15 protein-coding genes are annotated in these 15,228 nt (G+C 56.4%); 5 read left to right on the forward strand and 10 right to left on the reverse strand.

The genetic code is table 11. The features are described 5' to 3' along the window. Positions 1 to 774 precede the first annotated feature (774 nt). The 6 genes from HGO40_RS01075 to HGO40_RS01100 all read right to left on the reverse strand — a co-directional run bounded on the left by HGO40_RS01075 (position 775) and on the right by HGO40_RS01100 (position 8,645). The gene (locus HGO40_RS01075) at positions 775 to 2,967 is read right to left on the reverse strand and encodes a TonB-dependent receptor (protein WP_250961525.1); all 2,193 of its coding nucleotides are present in this window, start codon (positions 2,965 to 2,967) and stop codon (positions 775 to 777) included. A gap of 261 nt (positions 2,968 to 3,228) precedes the next feature. After that, on the reverse strand, positions 3,229 to 4,344 hold the full coding sequence (locus HGO40_RS01080; protein ID WP_250961526.1) for a hypothetical protein: 1,116 nt from the start codon (positions 4,342 to 4,344) through the stop codon (positions 3,229 to 3,231). Positions 4,345 to 4,693: 349 nt separating this feature from the next. Beyond that, positions 4,694 to 5,506, reverse strand: a complete 813-nt coding sequence (locus tag HGO40_RS01085; protein ID WP_250961527.1) for an alpha/beta fold hydrolase — start codon at positions 5,504 to 5,506, stop codon at positions 4,694 to 4,696. Between the two features lie 43 nt (positions 5,507 to 5,549). Then, positions 5,550 to 6,410, reverse strand: a complete 861-nt coding sequence (locus HGO40_RS01090) for an alpha/beta fold hydrolase (RefSeq protein WP_250961528.1) — start codon at positions 6,408 to 6,410, stop codon at positions 5,550 to 5,552. A 184-nt stretch (positions 6,411 to 6,594) separates the two neighbouring features. Further along, the gene (locus HGO40_RS01095) at positions 6,595 to 7,908 is read right to left on the reverse strand and encodes an ATP-binding protein (protein ID WP_250961529.1); all 1,314 of its coding nucleotides are present in this window, start codon (positions 7,906 to 7,908) and stop codon (positions 6,595 to 6,597) included. After that, on the reverse strand, positions 7,905 to 8,645 hold the full coding sequence (locus HGO40_RS01100) for a response regulator (RefSeq protein WP_018600898.1): 741 nt from the start codon (positions 8,643 to 8,645) through the stop codon (positions 7,905 to 7,907). Before HGO40_RS01100 ends, HGO40_RS01095 begins: the two co-directional genes overlap by 4 nt. Between HGO40_RS01100 and HGO40_RS01105 the strand changes: the two genes are divergently transcribed. The 3 genes from HGO40_RS01105 to HGO40_RS01115 all read left to right on the forward strand — a co-directional run bounded on the left by HGO40_RS01105 (position 8,628) and on the right by HGO40_RS01115 (position 10,123). After that, the gene (locus HGO40_RS01105; RefSeq protein ID WP_250961530.1) at positions 8,628 to 8,903 is read left to right on the forward strand and encodes a hypothetical protein; all 276 of its coding nucleotides are present in this window, start codon (positions 8,628 to 8,630) and stop codon (positions 8,901 to 8,903) included. The two genes, HGO40_RS01100 and HGO40_RS01105, sit on opposite strands and share 18 nt — an antisense overlap. After that, positions 8,900 to 9,166 (forward strand): DUF2790 domain-containing protein, encoded by a 267-nt coding sequence (locus HGO40_RS01110; protein WP_250961531.1) that lies wholly within the window; start codon positions 8,900 to 8,902, stop codon positions 9,164 to 9,166. The genes HGO40_RS01105 and HGO40_RS01110 overlap by 4 nt, the downstream gene beginning before the upstream one ends. Positions 9,167 to 9,760: 594 nt before the next feature. Then, complete coding sequence (locus HGO40_RS01115) at positions 9,761 to 10,123, forward strand: DUF6124 family protein (RefSeq protein WP_250961532.1); 363 nt, start codon at positions 9,761 to 9,763, stop codon at positions 10,121 to 10,123. Positions 10,124 to 10,386: 263 nt separating this feature from the next. Here the strand turns inward: HGO40_RS01115 and HGO40_RS01120 are convergent, their stop codons facing one another. Beyond that, on the reverse strand, positions 10,387 to 10,749 hold the full coding sequence (locus HGO40_RS01120; protein WP_250961533.1) for a hypothetical protein: 363 nt from the start codon (positions 10,747 to 10,749) through the stop codon (positions 10,387 to 10,389). 41 nt (positions 10,750 to 10,790) lie between these two features. Next, positions 10,791 to 12,008 (reverse strand): DUF1444 family protein, encoded by a 1,218-nt coding sequence (locus HGO40_RS01125; protein ID WP_250961534.1) that lies wholly within the window; start codon positions 12,006 to 12,008, stop codon positions 10,791 to 10,793. Positions 12,009 to 12,676: 668 nt separating this feature from the next. Here HGO40_RS01125 and HGO40_RS01130 point away from each other — a divergent pair. Both HGO40_RS01130 and HGO40_RS01135 read left to right on the forward strand, forming a co-directional pair. Then, positions 12,677 to 13,372, forward strand: a complete 696-nt coding sequence (locus HGO40_RS01130; protein WP_250961535.1) for a DUF1963 domain-containing protein — start codon at positions 12,677 to 12,679, stop codon at positions 13,370 to 13,372. A 72-nt stretch (positions 13,373 to 13,444) separates the two neighbouring features. Then, positions 13,445 to 13,927 (forward strand): hypothetical protein, encoded by a 483-nt coding sequence (locus HGO40_RS01135; protein WP_250961536.1) that lies wholly within the window; start codon positions 13,445 to 13,447, stop codon positions 13,925 to 13,927. Positions 13,928 to 14,042: 115 nt separating this feature from the next. On the opposite strand, the gene HGO40_RS01140 is transcribed toward HGO40_RS01135, so the two are convergent. Beyond that, a complete protein-coding gene (locus tag HGO40_RS01140; RefSeq protein ID WP_250961537.1) occupies positions 14,043 to 14,300 on the reverse strand; it encodes a hypothetical protein in 258 nt (85 codons plus the stop codon). 141 nt (positions 14,301 to 14,441) lie between these two features. After that, the gene (locus HGO40_RS01145; RefSeq protein ID WP_250961538.1) at positions 14,442 to 14,888 is read right to left on the reverse strand and encodes a tetratricopeptide repeat protein; all 447 of its coding nucleotides are present in this window, start codon (positions 14,886 to 14,888) and stop codon (positions 14,442 to 14,444) included. Between the last annotated feature and the right edge of the window lie 340 nt (positions 14,889 to 15,228).

Genomic DNA, 15,228 nt, shown 5'->3' on the forward strand with positions numbered 1-15,228 from the left:
ATACAGCCCCTGTGGGAGCGAGCTTGCTCGCGATGACGCCAGCCCAGACACCACCCGTGGCGAGGGAGCTTGCTCCCGCTCGGCTGCGCAGCAGTCGCAAAACCAGACGATGCGGTTTATCTAAAATAATGCAGGGGCCTGCTGCGCAGGCCAGCGGGAGCAAGCTCCCTCGCCACAGAGGTTAGTGTCGAACCGAACATCCAGCCCAACGCCACGTACTGTGGGAGCGAGCTTGCTCGCGATGACGCCAGCCCAGACACCACCCGTGGCGAGGAAGCTTGCTCCCGCTCGGCTGCGCAGCAGTCGCAAAGCCGGACGATGCGGTTTGCCTGGAAAAATGCAGGGGCCTGCTGCGCAGGCCAGCGGGAGCAAGCTCCCTCGCCACAGGGTTAGTGTCGAACCGAATATCCAGCCCAACGCCACCCACTGCGGGCTGCTCGCGAAAGCGGCGGGTCAGCTTGCTTCAATATTGAATGTGCCGCCCCCTTCGCGAGCAAGCCCGCTCCCACTGGGCGGCGGTAAACACAGTATCTGCAACAGCCCCGATTCCCTGTGGGAGCGAGCTTGCTCGCGATGACGCCAGCCCAGACACCACCCGTGGCGAGGGAGCTTGCTCCCGCTCGGCTGCGCAGCAGCCGCAAAACCAGACGATGCGGTTTACCTGAAATAATGCAGAGGCCTGCTGCGCAGGCCAGCGGGAGCAAGCTCCCTCGCCACAGAGGGTTGGGTTCCCCTCTTCAGTCTCGATATTCCAAGCCTTCCTCAAATGAATAGTTAGAAATCGATAGTCCCCGAAAACTTCACCAACCGCGGATCCCCCTGCGAAAGGTAGCCGCCGTTCGCCGAGGCCCAGTAGTTCTTATCGGTAATGTTTTCCACGTTGACGCGCAACGTCAGGTCTTTCTCCACGAATTTCATCTTATAACGTGCGCCAGCGTCGAACCGGTTCCAGGTCGGCAAGCTCAGGTTGTTGGCCTGGTCAGCGTACTGCCCGCCCGTGCGCAACATCCTCGCGCTGAGCGCGGCACCTTCGATACCCGGGACATCCCAATCCACGCTGGCATTGAGCTGAAACGTCGGCACGCCGATGGCGTGGTTGCCATCGTTGAGGCCGCCCGCGGTGTTTTTCAGTTCGGACGTCATGCGGGTACCGCCGGCCATTAACCGGAGGCCTTCGATGGGCTCGCCGAATACGCTGATCTCCAGCCCCTTGTTGACCTGCTCACCATCACGCACATAGAGGTTCAGCGCGTTGTCGACGTAACCATCGGACGGTTTCTCGATGCGGAAAACACCCACGTTGGCACCGAAGGTTTGCATGTCCAGCTTGATGCCCGCTTCCAACTGTTTTGTGCGGCCAGGGGGAAAGGCTTGGCCCAGGTTGGTGATGCCTGAACCGGACGCCACTGGCCCTTTTGCAAGGCCTTCGATTCGGTTGGCGTAGAGCGACACGCTCTCCACAGGCTTGTAGACGATGCCGTAGACCGGCGTGGTAACGGCGTCATCGTAGAGCGTACTACGGCTGCCATCGTTTGCTGGATTGGCGACACCGTTTGAAGTGGTGCCATCGTACTTGTAGTTTTCGACACGCAACTGCTGACGACGAACACCATAAGTGACCAGCAACTTGTCATCGAACAAACCCACCGTGTCGGAAATCGCCAGGCTACGGTTGCGGGTTTTGCCGGTCACCCCGGGATCGCCCATTTCACCGCCGGTGCTGGACACCGCCGTCGGCTTGGGAAGCTTCGGAGTGTCGTAAATATTGCTGTTGCCGATAACGGGACGATAGAACGTGTAGGCGTTTTCCTGCTCGGTCCAGATCGTTGAGCCGCCGATCGCAACCTGGTGGGAGACAGGGCCCGTGTTGAAGCGCCCGTTCAACCCGCCACTGAACGATGTGTTGTCTTCATTGTGAGGAATTTCCGAGCCGCCAATCGTCGCTACGCCGTTATTGCCGACCAGTGTCGGTGTGGCGTAGACCCCTGTTTCTCGGGTGTGCTTTACACCGCCAGCCAGGTAGGCGGTCCAGTTTTCGTTCAAATCCCAATCGCCACGAACCATGCCGAAGGTGTCTTCGGTTTCGGAGTAAGTCCAGTCCTGGCCAAAATTGTGGCTCGCGTGCGGAGCCGTGGGAATGCGGGTGGCGCTGCCGATATTCACCGAGTTACGCAGGCCGTTGATACGCTGTTTCTGGTAGCCGAAATCGGTGGAGAGGCGGAAGTCATCACCTCGATAGTCCAAGCCCGCCACGAACAACTTGGTGCGCTGATCCTGATTGTCGATCGCTGTATCACCTTCCCGCTGGCTCAGGTTCAACCGGGCGCCAAACCGCTTGTCCTCGCCGAATCGCTGCCCAATATCCAAATGCTCGCCATTGCGGCCATCGGTGCTGATGTCCTGGGTATAACGACGCGTCGGGACATCCTCCGCGCGTTTAGGCTGTAGGTTGACGCCGCCCCCCAAGCCCGAGCCCGTCGGGCTGACACCGTTGATAATCGCGTTGGGGCCCTTGAACACTTCGACACGCTCGATCGCATCCGTCGACAGAATTTGACGCGGTAAAACGCCGTACAGCCCGTTGTAGGAAATGTCGTCGCTGGCAAGCGGCAGGCCTCGAATCACGAACACCTGGGATTGGTTACCAAATCCATAGGATTGACGCACCGACGGATCATTGAGCAGCACATCACCCACGTCTTCCGCTTGTTGATCTTCAATCAACTGCGAGGTGTAACTCGTCATCACGAACGGGACATCCATGTTGTCCTGATTGCCCAGCACCCCCATCTGGCCTCCGCTCGCCACCTGCCCACCCGCATAGGGCGTTGGTAGCGTGTTGGAGTTGGTTTTGATCGCATCGGCAGTAACGTCGGTCACGCCCAATTCAATGGGCTCTGCCGCCTGGGCAAGGAAACTGACTGAGCAGCACGCGGCGAGCAACGTAAGGCGAGAGGGAAATAGCATGGGGTGATTACCTGCGGGGAAACGGAAGCCAATACAGCTAATGCTAATGATTCGCAGATAGATTAGCTATAGCCACTTGGTGCGCAGCTCAGCAGATGAGTAAGGACAACGGCACGACCTGGACAGTCGGCCGAGGCTCGCAATTGCGCGTCGCGGATGTGGATCGCCGGTTCGGACGCACGGGCTCTATGAGTGCTGCGCACTCAAGCGGGAGCAAGCTCCCTCACCACGGCGAGTTCGCGAAAAGGCGCGAAAAGGGGATTAAATAAGACTCAACAAATCATTCCATTTAGCCCACTCATAAACTCCAGGCCTACGATAGTCACACTCCTGATGAAAATAACCAAACATCCCACCCGCCAACTGAACCCTTATAAAACTTGGTACATCCAGCGCAAATTTAGTCCTAAACATAGTGGAAGGTGATGGCGCTTGATACCAGCAAAAACGGTAATTTATTACCGTATAGTGAGGCGTGTAAAACTGTTCTGGCAACAGCCCCGACCCCAGTTCGAATTCTTTATAACGGCGTTCCGCGAGGGTTTTCTTGTACCGTTTAAAAGTCATCCAATCTTGCTCACCAGCGATACGATGGATATATTCATAGGTATTAATAATCGCCTGAATTATGATATTGGTACCGCGATCCCAAAATTTATTCGCAACATCAGTAGGATCATTCAGGTAAACCTCACCGCTTGGATCCAAAAGAAACTGAAAATCGTTGAAATACTGACCTTTCTCGAACATCAGATCCCAGGCGCTGAGAAGTTGACAAAGTGTCTCGCCATGAATAGCTAAAGCATCCTTACTGCGCGGGCAAGGTGTTGCCATGTCAGGATTGATATAGTCCGTCAGATGTTTTTTGTAACCGATAATTGTTTTGCTATCAACACAGCCGTTAACACGGTCCATGATAATCTGAATTCTGCCGCGATGAATTCGCAAGTCATGCAGTACTGTGCGCAACCCCATGGCCCCCATCTTAACCATGGCATTGTACTCCTTCGAAGTTCCACCGACTTTCGCACCACCGTCCTTCATCAATACACCTGGATGTTCCTTGACGAGATATACGCTATTTGTACCCCCCTTGCCAATTTGCAGACCACGGGTAATTTGGCTTGGAATAAAAGCTGGCAACTGAGCTAGAAGACGAAATGTAGAATTTGAAGAAAGGGCCCAATGCACAGCATCAAACGAAAGAAAATGTCCTTGACTATCCCCTCCCGTCTGCAACGACATCTTGTCCCGCCAGACAGTCAGCACCAGCCTGGAAGTTTGCTGATCGGTAAACATTATTTCGGTCAGTTCTTCAATGGTTAAAAAATGCAACACCATAAGTTTGATATTTTCAGGCAGAGAAGACCAGCTCATCGTCATGCTCCTTGCGTGAATGCCTTAGCGATGGGGTGCTTAAGGTATATCTCACAAAACTCGATTACGCGAACCCGCATTAAGTGATGAACCCGGGGCAATTTCGCGGCTGCATAGGGCGAAGCGTTGTAGGGCAAAACGAATAAATCGATCGTTCCAACGCTCCTGCGTGGGAATGTCGCCAGGGGCGCTCCGCGTTCCGCTTCTGGAAGCTGACGCAGAGCGTCACGAAATTCATTACCACGCAGAGCGTGGGAACGATCAAACGAAAAAACCCGGCCTCTAACGCCGGGTTTTTGGTTTTTCTCGAAGACCAACGGATGAGGGTCAGTCATCCCGCTTTACGAGATCATCCTTTGGAACTGGCCTGCGCCGCTTCAACGATCAGCTCTGCAACCTTCCCCGGATTGGACGTCATCACCACATGGGAAGCCCCTTGAACTGTGACAGTCTTTTTCGAGCCAGCGCGTTCGGCCATGAACTTCAGGGCCGCCTCGGGGATGTTCTTGTCCGCCGAGCCGTAGATGAACCAGGACGGCAGTTTTTTCCAGGCCGGGTCGCCAGACGCTTCCTTCAAGGCCGCCTCGCTGATGGGGCGTTGTGTCGCAGCCATCAGCGCGGAATCAGCCGCTGGAACGTCGGCGGCAAATTGTTGGCCGAATTTGTCCTGCTGGATGTAGAGATCCTTATTGCCATCGTCCAACTGCACCGGAGCCGCCAAGGTCGGGCCAAGGGTGCCGCCAGGGTAGCGACCGGACAGTTCGATGGCGGTTTCGCCTTTGTCCGGCGCGAAGGCTGCGACGTAGACAAGCCCCTTGACCTTGGGGTTGTTGTGCACGGCGTTAGTGATCACGGCGCCGCCGTAGGAATGACCCACCAGGATCACCGGGCCGGCGGTTTGCTCGACGATATCGGCGACGTAATCAGCGTCCTGCTTCACACCGCGCAGCGGGTTGGCCGCGGCAACGACCGGATACCCCTGGTTCAGCAACTGGGCGGCAACGCCATTCCAGCTGGACGATTCGGCGAAGGCGCCATGCACCAGCACGATGGTGGGCTTGGTGGTGTCGGGGTGCGCGGCGGTTGCGTTTTGAACGGATGTGAGTGCCAGCGCAGCGGTGATGGTGACGGCCAACAGCGATTTAATAGTGAGCATGATCATTCCTTTTTTCATCGATTAGTGGGGTGACGCTGCAGCGATGGGTTCACTTGGCCAGGAAATCCAACAGATCCTGGTTGAGGCGGTCCTTGTGGGTGTCGGTCAGGCCGTGGGGCGCACCCGGATAGACGATCAACTCGGCGTCCTGCACAAGCTCGGCGGCGGCATGGGCGGAGGCGTCAATCGGGACGATCTGGTCATCGTCGCCATGTACGATCAGTGTCGGCACGTCGAACTTGGCCAGGTCGGCGCGGAAGTCCGTCGCCGAGAACGCCGCGATGCAGTCATAGGTATTCTTGTGGCCCGCTTGCATGCCCTGCACCCAGAACGAATCGATCAGCCCCTGGGAGACGTTCGCCCCGTCGCGGTTGAAGCCGAAGAACGGGCCAGACGCGATGTCGCGATACAGCTGCGAGCGGTTGTCCAGCGAGGCCTTGCGCAGGCCGTCGAACACCTCGATCGGCAGGCCGCCTGGGTAGTCTTCGGTCTGGAGCATCATCGGCGGAACGGCGCTGATCAGTGCGGCCTTCTTCACCCGGTCGGTGCCGTGGCGGCCGATGTAGCGGGTGATTTCGCCACCCCCGGTTGAGAAACCCACCAGGGTGACGTCGTTAAGGTCCAGGGTGTTGATCACAGCGGCCAGGTCATCGGCATAGTGATCCATGTCGTTGCCTTCCCACGGCTGGCTGGACCGGCCATGGCCGCGGCGGTCGTGGGCAATGACCCGATAGCCTTGGTCCGCCAGGAACAACATCTGCGATTCCCAGCTATCGGAATTCAGCGGCCCGCCGTGGCTGAAGGTGACAACTGGCCCATCTTTCGGACCCCAGTCCTTGTAATAGAGCTGTACGCCATCCGGGGTGGTGATGTAGCTGGCTGCTTGAGCGCGGGAGGACTGGGTATTCATGGCAAGATCTCCTTAGGTCATGGCTCGCCACCGGGGATCCGATGGCTAGTTGATGAGGAGAATTCTTGCAGCGGCATGTATACCGGAAATGTTCGACACCCGGCCGTTATGCGTTGTTTTGAGTCTGTAGATGCGCTGGATACAGTGGCTTACAAATGCATGCCACTGATCCAGCAGGAGCGGCCTACTGATCGCCGCCGAAGTCGAGCGTCACGCAAAGCCCGCCGCCGTCGCGGTTGCGCAGGCTCAGCGTTCCACCAATCGCCACGGTCAACTGCTGGGCGATGGCAAGGCCCAGGCCGGTGCCGCCAGAGCTGCGGTTGCGTGAGCTTTCCACCCGATAGAAGGGCTTGACCACCTCGGCCAGGATCTCCTCGGGAATGCCCGGCCCTCGGTCAAGCACACTGATGGAAACGCCGGTGCTCGCATCGCCGCCAATTTCCACCTCGGCGGTGCCGGCGTACTTCAGCGCGTTATCCACCAGATTCACCAAAATACGCCGCAGGGCATGGGGCCTTGTCTCGATGATCGCGCCGTTCTGGCCGCGCAGGCTGACCTCGCGACCGGTGTCCTGGTAGTCGCACACCAGGCTGTCGAGAAAAGAATCCAGGCTGATGCGGCAACTGGTCTCCGTCGCCCCATGGACGCTTCGCGCATAAGCAACACCCTCGCGCACCAGATGCTCGATCTCGTTGAGGTCGTTGCCCAGTTTGTCTTTCTCGACCGAGTCGTCCATGAATTCGGCGCGCAGCTTCATGCGCGTGATGGGCGTCTGCAAGTCATGGGAAATCGCCGCGAGCAATTGCATGCGCTCTTTCAGGTAAGCAGCAATGCGCGCCTGCATGCTGTTAAAGGCGCGGGCGGCGTAGGCCACTTCCCGTGGACCGGTTTCATCCAACGGCACGGGATGGGCGTTCGGGTCGAGGTTCTCGACCGCCTCGGCCAGGCGACTGAGCGGGCGTATGGCGATGCGCACGGCCAGCCAGGTGCAGCCGATCATCAACAGCAACTGCCCGAACAGGACAAAGGGCAGCCAGGGCGACCACGGCCTGACCGAGGGACGCACATCGATGGGCACCGGGCTGCCGTCAGCCAGTCGCACCTGGGCTTGGAAATGCTGGCGCGGCCCCGGGATCTCGACAATGGTCAGGTCATAGTTGCGGCCCAGCGAGACTTGCAGGGATTGCGCCGCCGTCGCCGCGAGATCGTTGGAAGTGAGCGGAATGCCAGGATCATGTTCCCGCAGCAAATAGTCATAGTTACGACGCTGCAGACGCTTGGTCCATGCCAGGCGCTCGTCGGCAGGCAGACGGTCGAGGATGGCGATGGAGGTCGCCGTGTCGTGCTCAAAGTTGCCCAACATCGCCGTCTTGGTGCTTTCGTAGCGTTCGTAGTACTGGGCTGCGAACGTCAGGGCCTGGGCGAGTATCAGGCCGACCAGGAACACCAGCCACAGCCGCGAGGCCAGCGTGCGAGGCCATTGCAACGCGAGTTTCATGCCTGCTCCTCAAGCATTTCCACCGCAAAGGTAAAGACGTAGCCTTCGTTGCGCACCGTCTTCAAATAGAGCGGCTCGCGGGCGTCATCCAGCAAGCGCTGACGCACGCGGCTGACCAGCAAATCAATGGAACGGTCGAAGATGTCCGCGTCACGGCCCTGCGTCAGGTTGAGCAACTGGTCGCGACTCAGCACCCGCTGAGGATGATCGAGAAACACCCGCAGCAGCCGGTACTCGGCGCCGCTCAGCGAGACCAGCGTGTCGTCTTCATCGAGCAAATGGCGAGCGGTGGTGTCGAGGCGCCAGCGGCCGAACTTGAGCATGCGGCCGCTTTCGCTGACGACAAAGTTCGGCGGCAGCATGCGGGTGCGCCGCAGCACCGCGTTGATACGCGCCAGCAGCTCCCGGGCCGCGAAGGGTTTGGCCAGATAATCGTCGGCGCCCATTTCCAGGCCTATGATGCGGTCGGTCTCGTCGCTGCGAGCCGTCAGCATCAGCACCGGTGTCGCCTTATGCTTGCCGGCGCGCAATTCGCGGCACAACAGCAGCCCGTCATCCCCCGGCATCATGATGTCGAGCACGATCAAGTCCACCTGATTGGCTTCGAGAAAGGCCCGCATCTGACGCCCATCGGCAACCACGGTGGTGCGCAAACCATTCTTCACCAAGTAGTTGCCGACCAGCTCCCTGATTTCCCGATCATCATCCACGATCAATACGTGATCGACATGTTCCATGCCCTGCTCTCCGAAATGCGCGCATCGATTGCGCAGTGTGACGATGCCGTGTTGCCGGTTGGCGACGCACCGTGCGTTCAGCTTATCCAGCCCGAGATCAAGCCAGAGCCAAGCAAAAACAGTGGCGATTGTATCGATCTGTATCGCAATTCACCTCAGATACGTACGCATCCAATCACGGCGTTTTTCGACACAGCCGAGATACCTCACGGGCCTTTAATGAGCGCCATCCAACTCATTGAAGGGAAACGACCATGAACCTGAAGACCATCGCTACTGCTTGCCTGATCACTGCCCTGAGCGCCGGCGCATTACCCGCCTTGGCCCAAGACAAAGCAGCCAGCGAAAGCTATTCCTACGGCACACACCTGGACATCGACAAAGTGATCTCGCTGACTGAAGACGGCGGCCAGACCTGCGGGTTGGTGAATGCGCAGATTACCTACCTCGATTCGATGGGTGAGGAGAAAGCCCTGACGTATCTCAAGCACGGGGCCAGCTGTAACAACGAAGGGAGCTGAGGCGTGGCTCAGCGGTGAGTTCGATTTCCCTGGCCGCCGCAAATCCCTTTGTGGGAGCGGGCTTGCTCGCGAATACGGGGGATCAGCTTGCATCAATGCTGAATGTGCCAACGCCTTCGCCAGCAAGCCCGCTCCCACACTTTTTCGGTGGTGTTCATCAATACTGCGTGCAACACAAAACCCTGTGGGAGCGAGCCTGCTCGCGATGAAATCACCCCAGTTCCAGCGCAAAACACCCCACCCAAATCGCCAAAAAACCTCTCTCCTACAGCCCTCACCTACATTCTCTATCAAGCTACGCATCCTTGCGCCTTTGCCTACAACTACGCCAGAATCCGCCCGCTTGTGCGCCTTGTCCCGGGGTTCTATTGTCTTCCTGCCACTGCCCATCAGTGGTCGGGTTTAGTAGCCCGGTTTACGTCTCGGTGCATGAGTCTCATCAGTCAGGCATTGCCTGTTCTCGATGGTGGCTGTGCGCATGGCACCCTTGGGTGCGCCGGGTTTGACGTAATCACCGGTCTACTAACTTGCGCACAGCCGCCACCCTTTCGTTTAGTAGCGAGAGGGTCGCGGCCTAATTGAGAGATTACGTCGATGTTCAAAATAACTCCGAATCCGCCAGAAGCAGATTCCACCTCTACATCCGCAAAATCCAAAGCCAAGCAGCAAGACGAAACCACTAAACGGGTGCTCGATCACTACTTGCTACCGAAACCGGATAAATCCAAAGACGACCCCAAACCGGGGCAGCTGTATGCCGTCGTGAAAGGCCTCGATAACGAATGTCTGCTTGCCAACCTCACTGAGACGTTGGCTTCGGCTGATGCGATGGTGAGTGATCTGGCGTTTGATCTGGAGGGATCGAGGCGGCACGTGGCGCAGGGGATACAGCAGTTGATTGAGTTGAGTTCGTTGTTGGCGAATCGGGTGTTGGATAACGTGGAGCCGCGGCAGTAGGATTTTTCCCAAATGAAAAAACCCGACGTTTTGCGTCGGGTTTCTTCCATCCGTGGAAACAGATGATATTTTCTGAATATCCTAGAATCGTTTCCCCATGGCCCCCAAGGGTTCTTTCTAGCGATAAGCCGCAAACGGGCTAAAAGCGGACGGACGGTGTGTTATGTATATGAATCCCCTTTTTGCTCCTGCAATCGCATAGCGGCTTAGACAGAAAAGACACAGCAAACTGATCGCATGCATTCGCTGGATAATTGGGAGTGTCATCGCCAAAACTTCCACCAAGGACGAACTCGTTCCTCATCCATCGTTGTGCTTGTCTGCGTGTAAACAGCAGTTGCGATCGCGTGAGTCTGCGCCGCCATCTCATCTAACCAATCTTGAGGCCCGATCCAATGATCGTGAACTGCCTCCAGAAACTCTCGATCCAAAGGCAGCTCGGAGGCATCGCCAACGACCGTACTGAAAGCCTCGCATTTTGGACACCATGCCGTGGTCTCAGTAAACCGTGTCACATCAGAAGAAGGAAATACCGCATAGCAACCAAAGCAAGCGCAATCGTTGCTAATGAGGATTTCTGCCTGATTGCGGTTCGCATGATCATGCGCGCTGTAAGTATCGGGCATTCATACCTCCATCGCAGTGCGCCATATTAGTTGAGCAGCGATCATAAGGCAGTCAGGCGATTAAGCTGCTCTGGCGAAGGAAATCCTAGTGTCCGATAGCGAGGTGGATAGCCAGCGTCTGTAGTCAGCAGATCGCCAAGCTCGGATTCAAGTTCGCCCCAGGGAACGGTTTTGACTGTCGGTTCCCCACCCTGAACGGGTTCAACCAACGCGACGCGATCCGTCTTGGGCAATAGGGTCAGCACACCTTTTGTCCAAGCGCTCATCGATACGGTTTTGCCGTTCTGGTCAGCCAGCTCGTAGAGATGGTACGAGGCAACAAACACATCGACGCCCGTTTCCAGATTGACCTTATCGAGCAACTCTTTCTGATTACTGTAACTACCCTGGAGCAGCAGATGTTCCAGCTTGGCCAGACGGTTATTGACCCCTTCATCATCAGGGTGAAATGGGACGATATCGCGCCCGTCATAGGTATAAATGTCGGTGGAGACTGCCCTGCCCCTCTCAAGCGCTATGAAGCTAAGCTCGACCATCTGACGGATGCCTTGCTCATCCTTGTCGCCCGTGACCATCAAGACGTCACGACTGGGGATCATGAACACCGGTCGACCTTTAACTGATGCGCGATGTAGAACATCTGGCAACAAGACTCTGCTGCTGTCGTATCCGTCCGCCCACTGCGCGGCGTAGAGCCCAGGGATAATCTCATCAAAGGCCTCGTGCGTAGCATCGCGCAAGTTCTCAATGGAGATCGCCACTGCCTCATCCATTGTGACACCCCACTGCGCTTCAGGGCCCCTCGTAAGGGTGGCGGTGGACTCGGGCGAGTCGACGGCAAGCATAATCACACAGTCGCGACCCAAGGACCGATAAACGACATCGTGCGGCTTATCGCCACCATTTCTGGCGTGCTCCAGTCGAACTTCTTCAAGCATGGCAAGATTTCGAATCACCGGACGTAAGTGTGCTTTCACGTTTTCAAAGACCGTCCCGGTTCTCTGGCCAGACGCCAACAGAGTCGATACGTACCCATTCAAAATTGCGACCTTCTGGGTCTTGTCTCCATTTTGATAGTCGCGAAAGGCGTTATGAAGATTGAAGTACGAACCATTGTTATGACGGATGCGAAACTCGCTAGTCTGAAAGTCCATGGCCTCGCTGTAGCCAGCCTTGCGGGCTGACTCGATAAATTTTTTGGCAAATCCTTCCTGAGTCAGAGGACGACTGAGGATTTTGTCGAGCAGGGATTGGAGCATGCACAGGATCCTTCGTGTCAGCAGGCATTTGTAAACAGGGTGGGTTGGAAAAAAGGAATTTATTCCAGATAGTAAGTCGATAGTAAGTCGGCCGGCACGTTTTCTCTGGCCTAGCCCGAAGCGGGCACGAGCACTAAGCTCCTCATTAAGCGGACGTCACATTAGAAAAGGAGTGATAGCTGTGCTGTATCCATTACGCACGCCAGAAGAAAAGAAGCCACCACATTGGGATTTGCGTGCGCAGCCTTCGCACTCTGGCACATGAAATAAGGGGACGGATTTATTTTCCGTAGATTTGCCCTTCAATAACACTCGCAATGGATGCTTGCTCCTGCTTCTCCACCTGCTGTGGGCCAAGCCAGGACCTGACCACCGCACCTCCAAGCCACATATCCCCGCGCCTTTGCCTACAACCGCACCAGAATCCGCCGGCTTTGCAGCCTTGCCCTCAAACTCTATTGTTTCCTTATCACTGGCCGAGCCGGTGTCGATGACACTCGGGTACGCTAGGAGCCCTCGGGAAAGTCATAGGCCGGGGAGTGGGAACGCTCACCCTCGTGAAGGACGCTAACGTGGCCTAGCTCGGGCAAAGAAGGGCTGCTATCCACTCTCGTACACTGCCCATCTGCGACCTTAATACCTGTAGCAAAAAGGAGGTTTACATCGCCATGGAAATCCAGGAAATCAAGCAACGCCTGGCCCGCCCCGCCGTGAAGCTCATTGCCGGCGGCTTTCGTCCTGCTGGCACCGATGAAGAAAGCTGGCTGGGCAATGTCTTCCTGTTCCGACCGGATGAAGAGGTGCCCACTAATCAGGCGGGGCAACAGTTGCTCCCCTATGCGCAGTTTTACCTGCCCGCCCTGCCCGTCAATAGCCCTCTGCTAGCAGGGGTTCGTGTGCTGACGGTGTTCATTTCAAACCCGTTCCCCGAGCACCTTGAGCCGATGGGGAATAATTGGGTTATCCGCGAGTATGGGCCGGATGATGTGTTGGTGCGCAAGTCTCTGTCGGTGGCAGATACATTCCTCAAACCCTTCCCACTGACAGCGCAAGCGGTGCCGGAGGACTTTCCGCTGTGGGATGGCGGTGGTGTCCCGGAAGACCTTGAGCAAGCAATCCTCACGCTGGAACGCGCGGGCAAGATCCAGAGCTATTACGACTTGGTTACCCACACCTACGATCACATGATCGGCGGTTACCCCTCGTTCTGCCAGTCGGGTGTTGATCCGGGTGAAGGCTTCGAGTTTGTGTTCCAGATCTCATCGGACTCGAAGATCAATCTGAACGTGGTCGACAGTGGGAGCCTGATGTTCTGGAAGCACAGCGAAACTGGGGAGTGGGCGCTTTATTACGACTTTTACTAGGAGTAGGGGGACAGATTTAGTTTCAGAAGATAAATCCCCTTTTTTGTCGTCGCTGATCCTCGAAGGAAATATATGACAACCGAGCTGCATACCGGGGCGCGCGCGGGCTACAGCACTCTCGACTGGCACGATGGATACGACGTTAACCTCGGCGACCTCATTCGCCAGCTTCCTCAGCTCGTACAGGGGCGTTATGTGGCGATTGCTGCGTCGGATAGCGGACCCTATAGCCTGAGCGCCGTTGAGATCGCTAGCGGGTGGCAACGTGTAGGTGACTTGGCGATCAGTCCTATCATTGTGGATATCGATCAGTTGCCCACGCCGGGCTTTGATGAGTGGTACGTTTTTGAGCGCTTGCCGGATCGGGCGAGGCTCTCCAAATTCAGCAACGCTATCGCATTCCAACCGTTCGGAGAGGGCGGTAAGGCCGACGCGTTCTGGGCACAAATTGAAGATTTACAACCCGTGCATGCTCTGCTTGGCGCCTGTCGCCTCTTACTGGTAACTCAAGACGCAGCAATATATGAGAACGTACTTACGTTCTATTCAACCTAAGGGTTGAGAGGGTGTCCTGGGGAAACGGGAACAGACCACGATTATGAGACAGTCCGATTACAGGTGAGCCCAAATCGTGGTTTGTCCCCCGGGTTATTCAATCTGCCATTTAGAATCAGTCACCAGGGGCGGTATTGGCTAGGTCATCCCAATTATCTTGTGAGGAAAGCAATGGAGGCTCTTCAACGTGCTCCCATTCCAGATACCACTCGTATGTTTCGTTGCCAGCCTTGAATTCATGTTTAACAGTCCAGCCAAGTTCCACGAGCTTTTGAGCCCGGAGAGAGCCGTGTGTCTTAGTCATTCTCGGAGCTTTCATAATTGTCGTCGCGCGTATGATTGCTGGGAATTGTGTGCCTTCGTGGCGACTCATAACCGCATCCCTGCGGACGGTGTGATTGATGTCTGTAGCTTCGCCTGAGAGGCTTACGCCTTCAGCGTCATTGGCAAATATGAGGCGTGGATTAGCACCCATAACACGGCTAACAACCGGGAAATTCGCTTCATCGGTTTTTCACCCTGCGTCAAGATCAGCACGTGTCCTGAGAAAAGCCAAGTAGCGGACGTCTTCCGCGGCGAAAATCTGTGGGCCAGCTCCCATGTATGCACGCATTAACTCATCCGCTGCACGATCATCTTGACCCTCATCGAGCAAAACCTGTCCAAGACGCAGGTGCAAAAAAGGATTTCCAATCCCGCCGGGGCAAGTCATTGCGTACTGCAAAGCTTCGCGAGCGGAGGCCGTAAATCCGGATAGAAAGCAAGCGTCAGCGATGGCCGCCAGGATCCAGGTTGCAGCCTCCCAATCATTTTTTGGGGAAGGGATTAATGCCCACGCCTTGTTATATTGGGCTACTGCTTCCTCAAAGCGGCCTGACTCAGCCAGCAGATCTCCGTCACTACTGAACTTCAGTATTTGCGAGTGTAGATCCGGACTCAATTCTCTATTTTCGTTCGTCATTGTCCACTCCATAGATTTGGTAAAAATCGGTGGGCATCCTATTAAGAAGCAAATCTCTGTTAGTTTCCGGTACATCAGACAGACCGCGTTGGCTGTTTTGGGGCTGCTGCGCAGCCCAGCGGGGATAAATCCCCCTCGCCACAGGGGTTTGGTGTGTTGGCTGCTTGGTGGGCTGGTATTGAGGACGCGGTGGGCTTTTTTGTGAGTGCTTCGCACTCAAGCGGGAGCAAGCTCCCTCGCCACAAAAGCAGTTTTGTGTGAAGTCAGGGGTGGCGATCCAGCTTCTTGAGGAACACGGTCATTTCTTTTTCGGCTTGTTTGTCACCGTGGGCGCGGGCGG

Origin of the sequence: Pseudomonas sp. CG7, assembly GCF_023701885.1 — a bacterium.
GTDB classification, from domain to species: Bacteria; Pseudomonadota; Gammaproteobacteria; order Pseudomonadales; family Pseudomonadaceae; genus Aquipseudomonas; species Aquipseudomonas zanjanensis.

Excerpts from the sequence above, each read along its gene's own strand:
- HGO40_RS01075 (WP_250961525.1), bottom strand. The coding sequence starts at position 2,967 with ATGCTATTTCCCTCTCGCCTTACGTTGCTCGCCGCGTGCTGCTCAGTC.
- HGO40_RS01080 (WP_250961526.1), bottom strand. The coding sequence starts at position 4,344 with ATGAGCTGGTCTTCTCTGCCTGAAAATATCAAACTTATGGTGTTGCAT.
- HGO40_RS01085 (WP_250961527.1), bottom strand. The coding sequence starts at position 5,506 with ATGATCATGCTCACTATTAAATCGCTGTTGGCCGTCACCATCACCGCT.
- HGO40_RS01090 (WP_250961528.1), bottom strand. The coding sequence starts at position 6,410 with ATGAATACCCAGTCCTCCCGCGCTCAAGCAGCCAGCTACATCACCACC.
- HGO40_RS01095 (WP_250961529.1), bottom strand. The coding sequence starts at position 7,908 with ATGAAACTCGCGTTGCAATGGCCTCGCACGCTGGCCTCGCGGCTGTGG.
- HGO40_RS01100 (WP_018600898.1), bottom strand. The coding sequence starts at position 8,645 with ATGGAACATGTCGATCACGTATTGATCGTGGATGATGATCGGGAAATC.
- HGO40_RS01110 (WP_250961531.1), top strand. The coding sequence starts at position 8,900 with ATGAACCTGAAGACCATCGCTACTGCTTGCCTGATCACTGCCCTGAGC.
- HGO40_RS01115 (WP_250961532.1), top strand. The coding sequence starts at position 9,761 with ATGTTCAAAATAACTCCGAATCCGCCAGAAGCAGATTCCACCTCTACA.
- HGO40_RS01120 (WP_250961533.1), bottom strand. The coding sequence starts at position 10,749 with ATGCCCGATACTTACAGCGCGCATGATCATGCGAACCGCAATCAGGCA.
- HGO40_RS01125 (WP_250961534.1), bottom strand. The coding sequence starts at position 12,008 with ATGCTCCAATCCCTGCTCGACAAAATCCTCAGTCGTCCTCTGACTCAG.
- HGO40_RS01130 (WP_250961535.1), top strand. The coding sequence starts at position 12,677 with ATGGAAATCCAGGAAATCAAGCAACGCCTGGCCCGCCCCGCCGTGAAG.
- HGO40_RS01135 (WP_250961536.1), top strand. The coding sequence starts at position 13,445 with ATGACAACCGAGCTGCATACCGGGGCGCGCGCGGGCTACAGCACTCTC.
- HGO40_RS01140 (WP_250961537.1), bottom strand. The coding sequence starts at position 14,300 with ATGAGTCGCCACGAAGGCACACAATTCCCAGCAATCATACGCGCGACG.
- HGO40_RS01145 (WP_250961538.1), bottom strand. The coding sequence starts at position 14,888 with ATGACGAACGAAAATAGAGAATTGAGTCCGGATCTACACTCGCAAATA.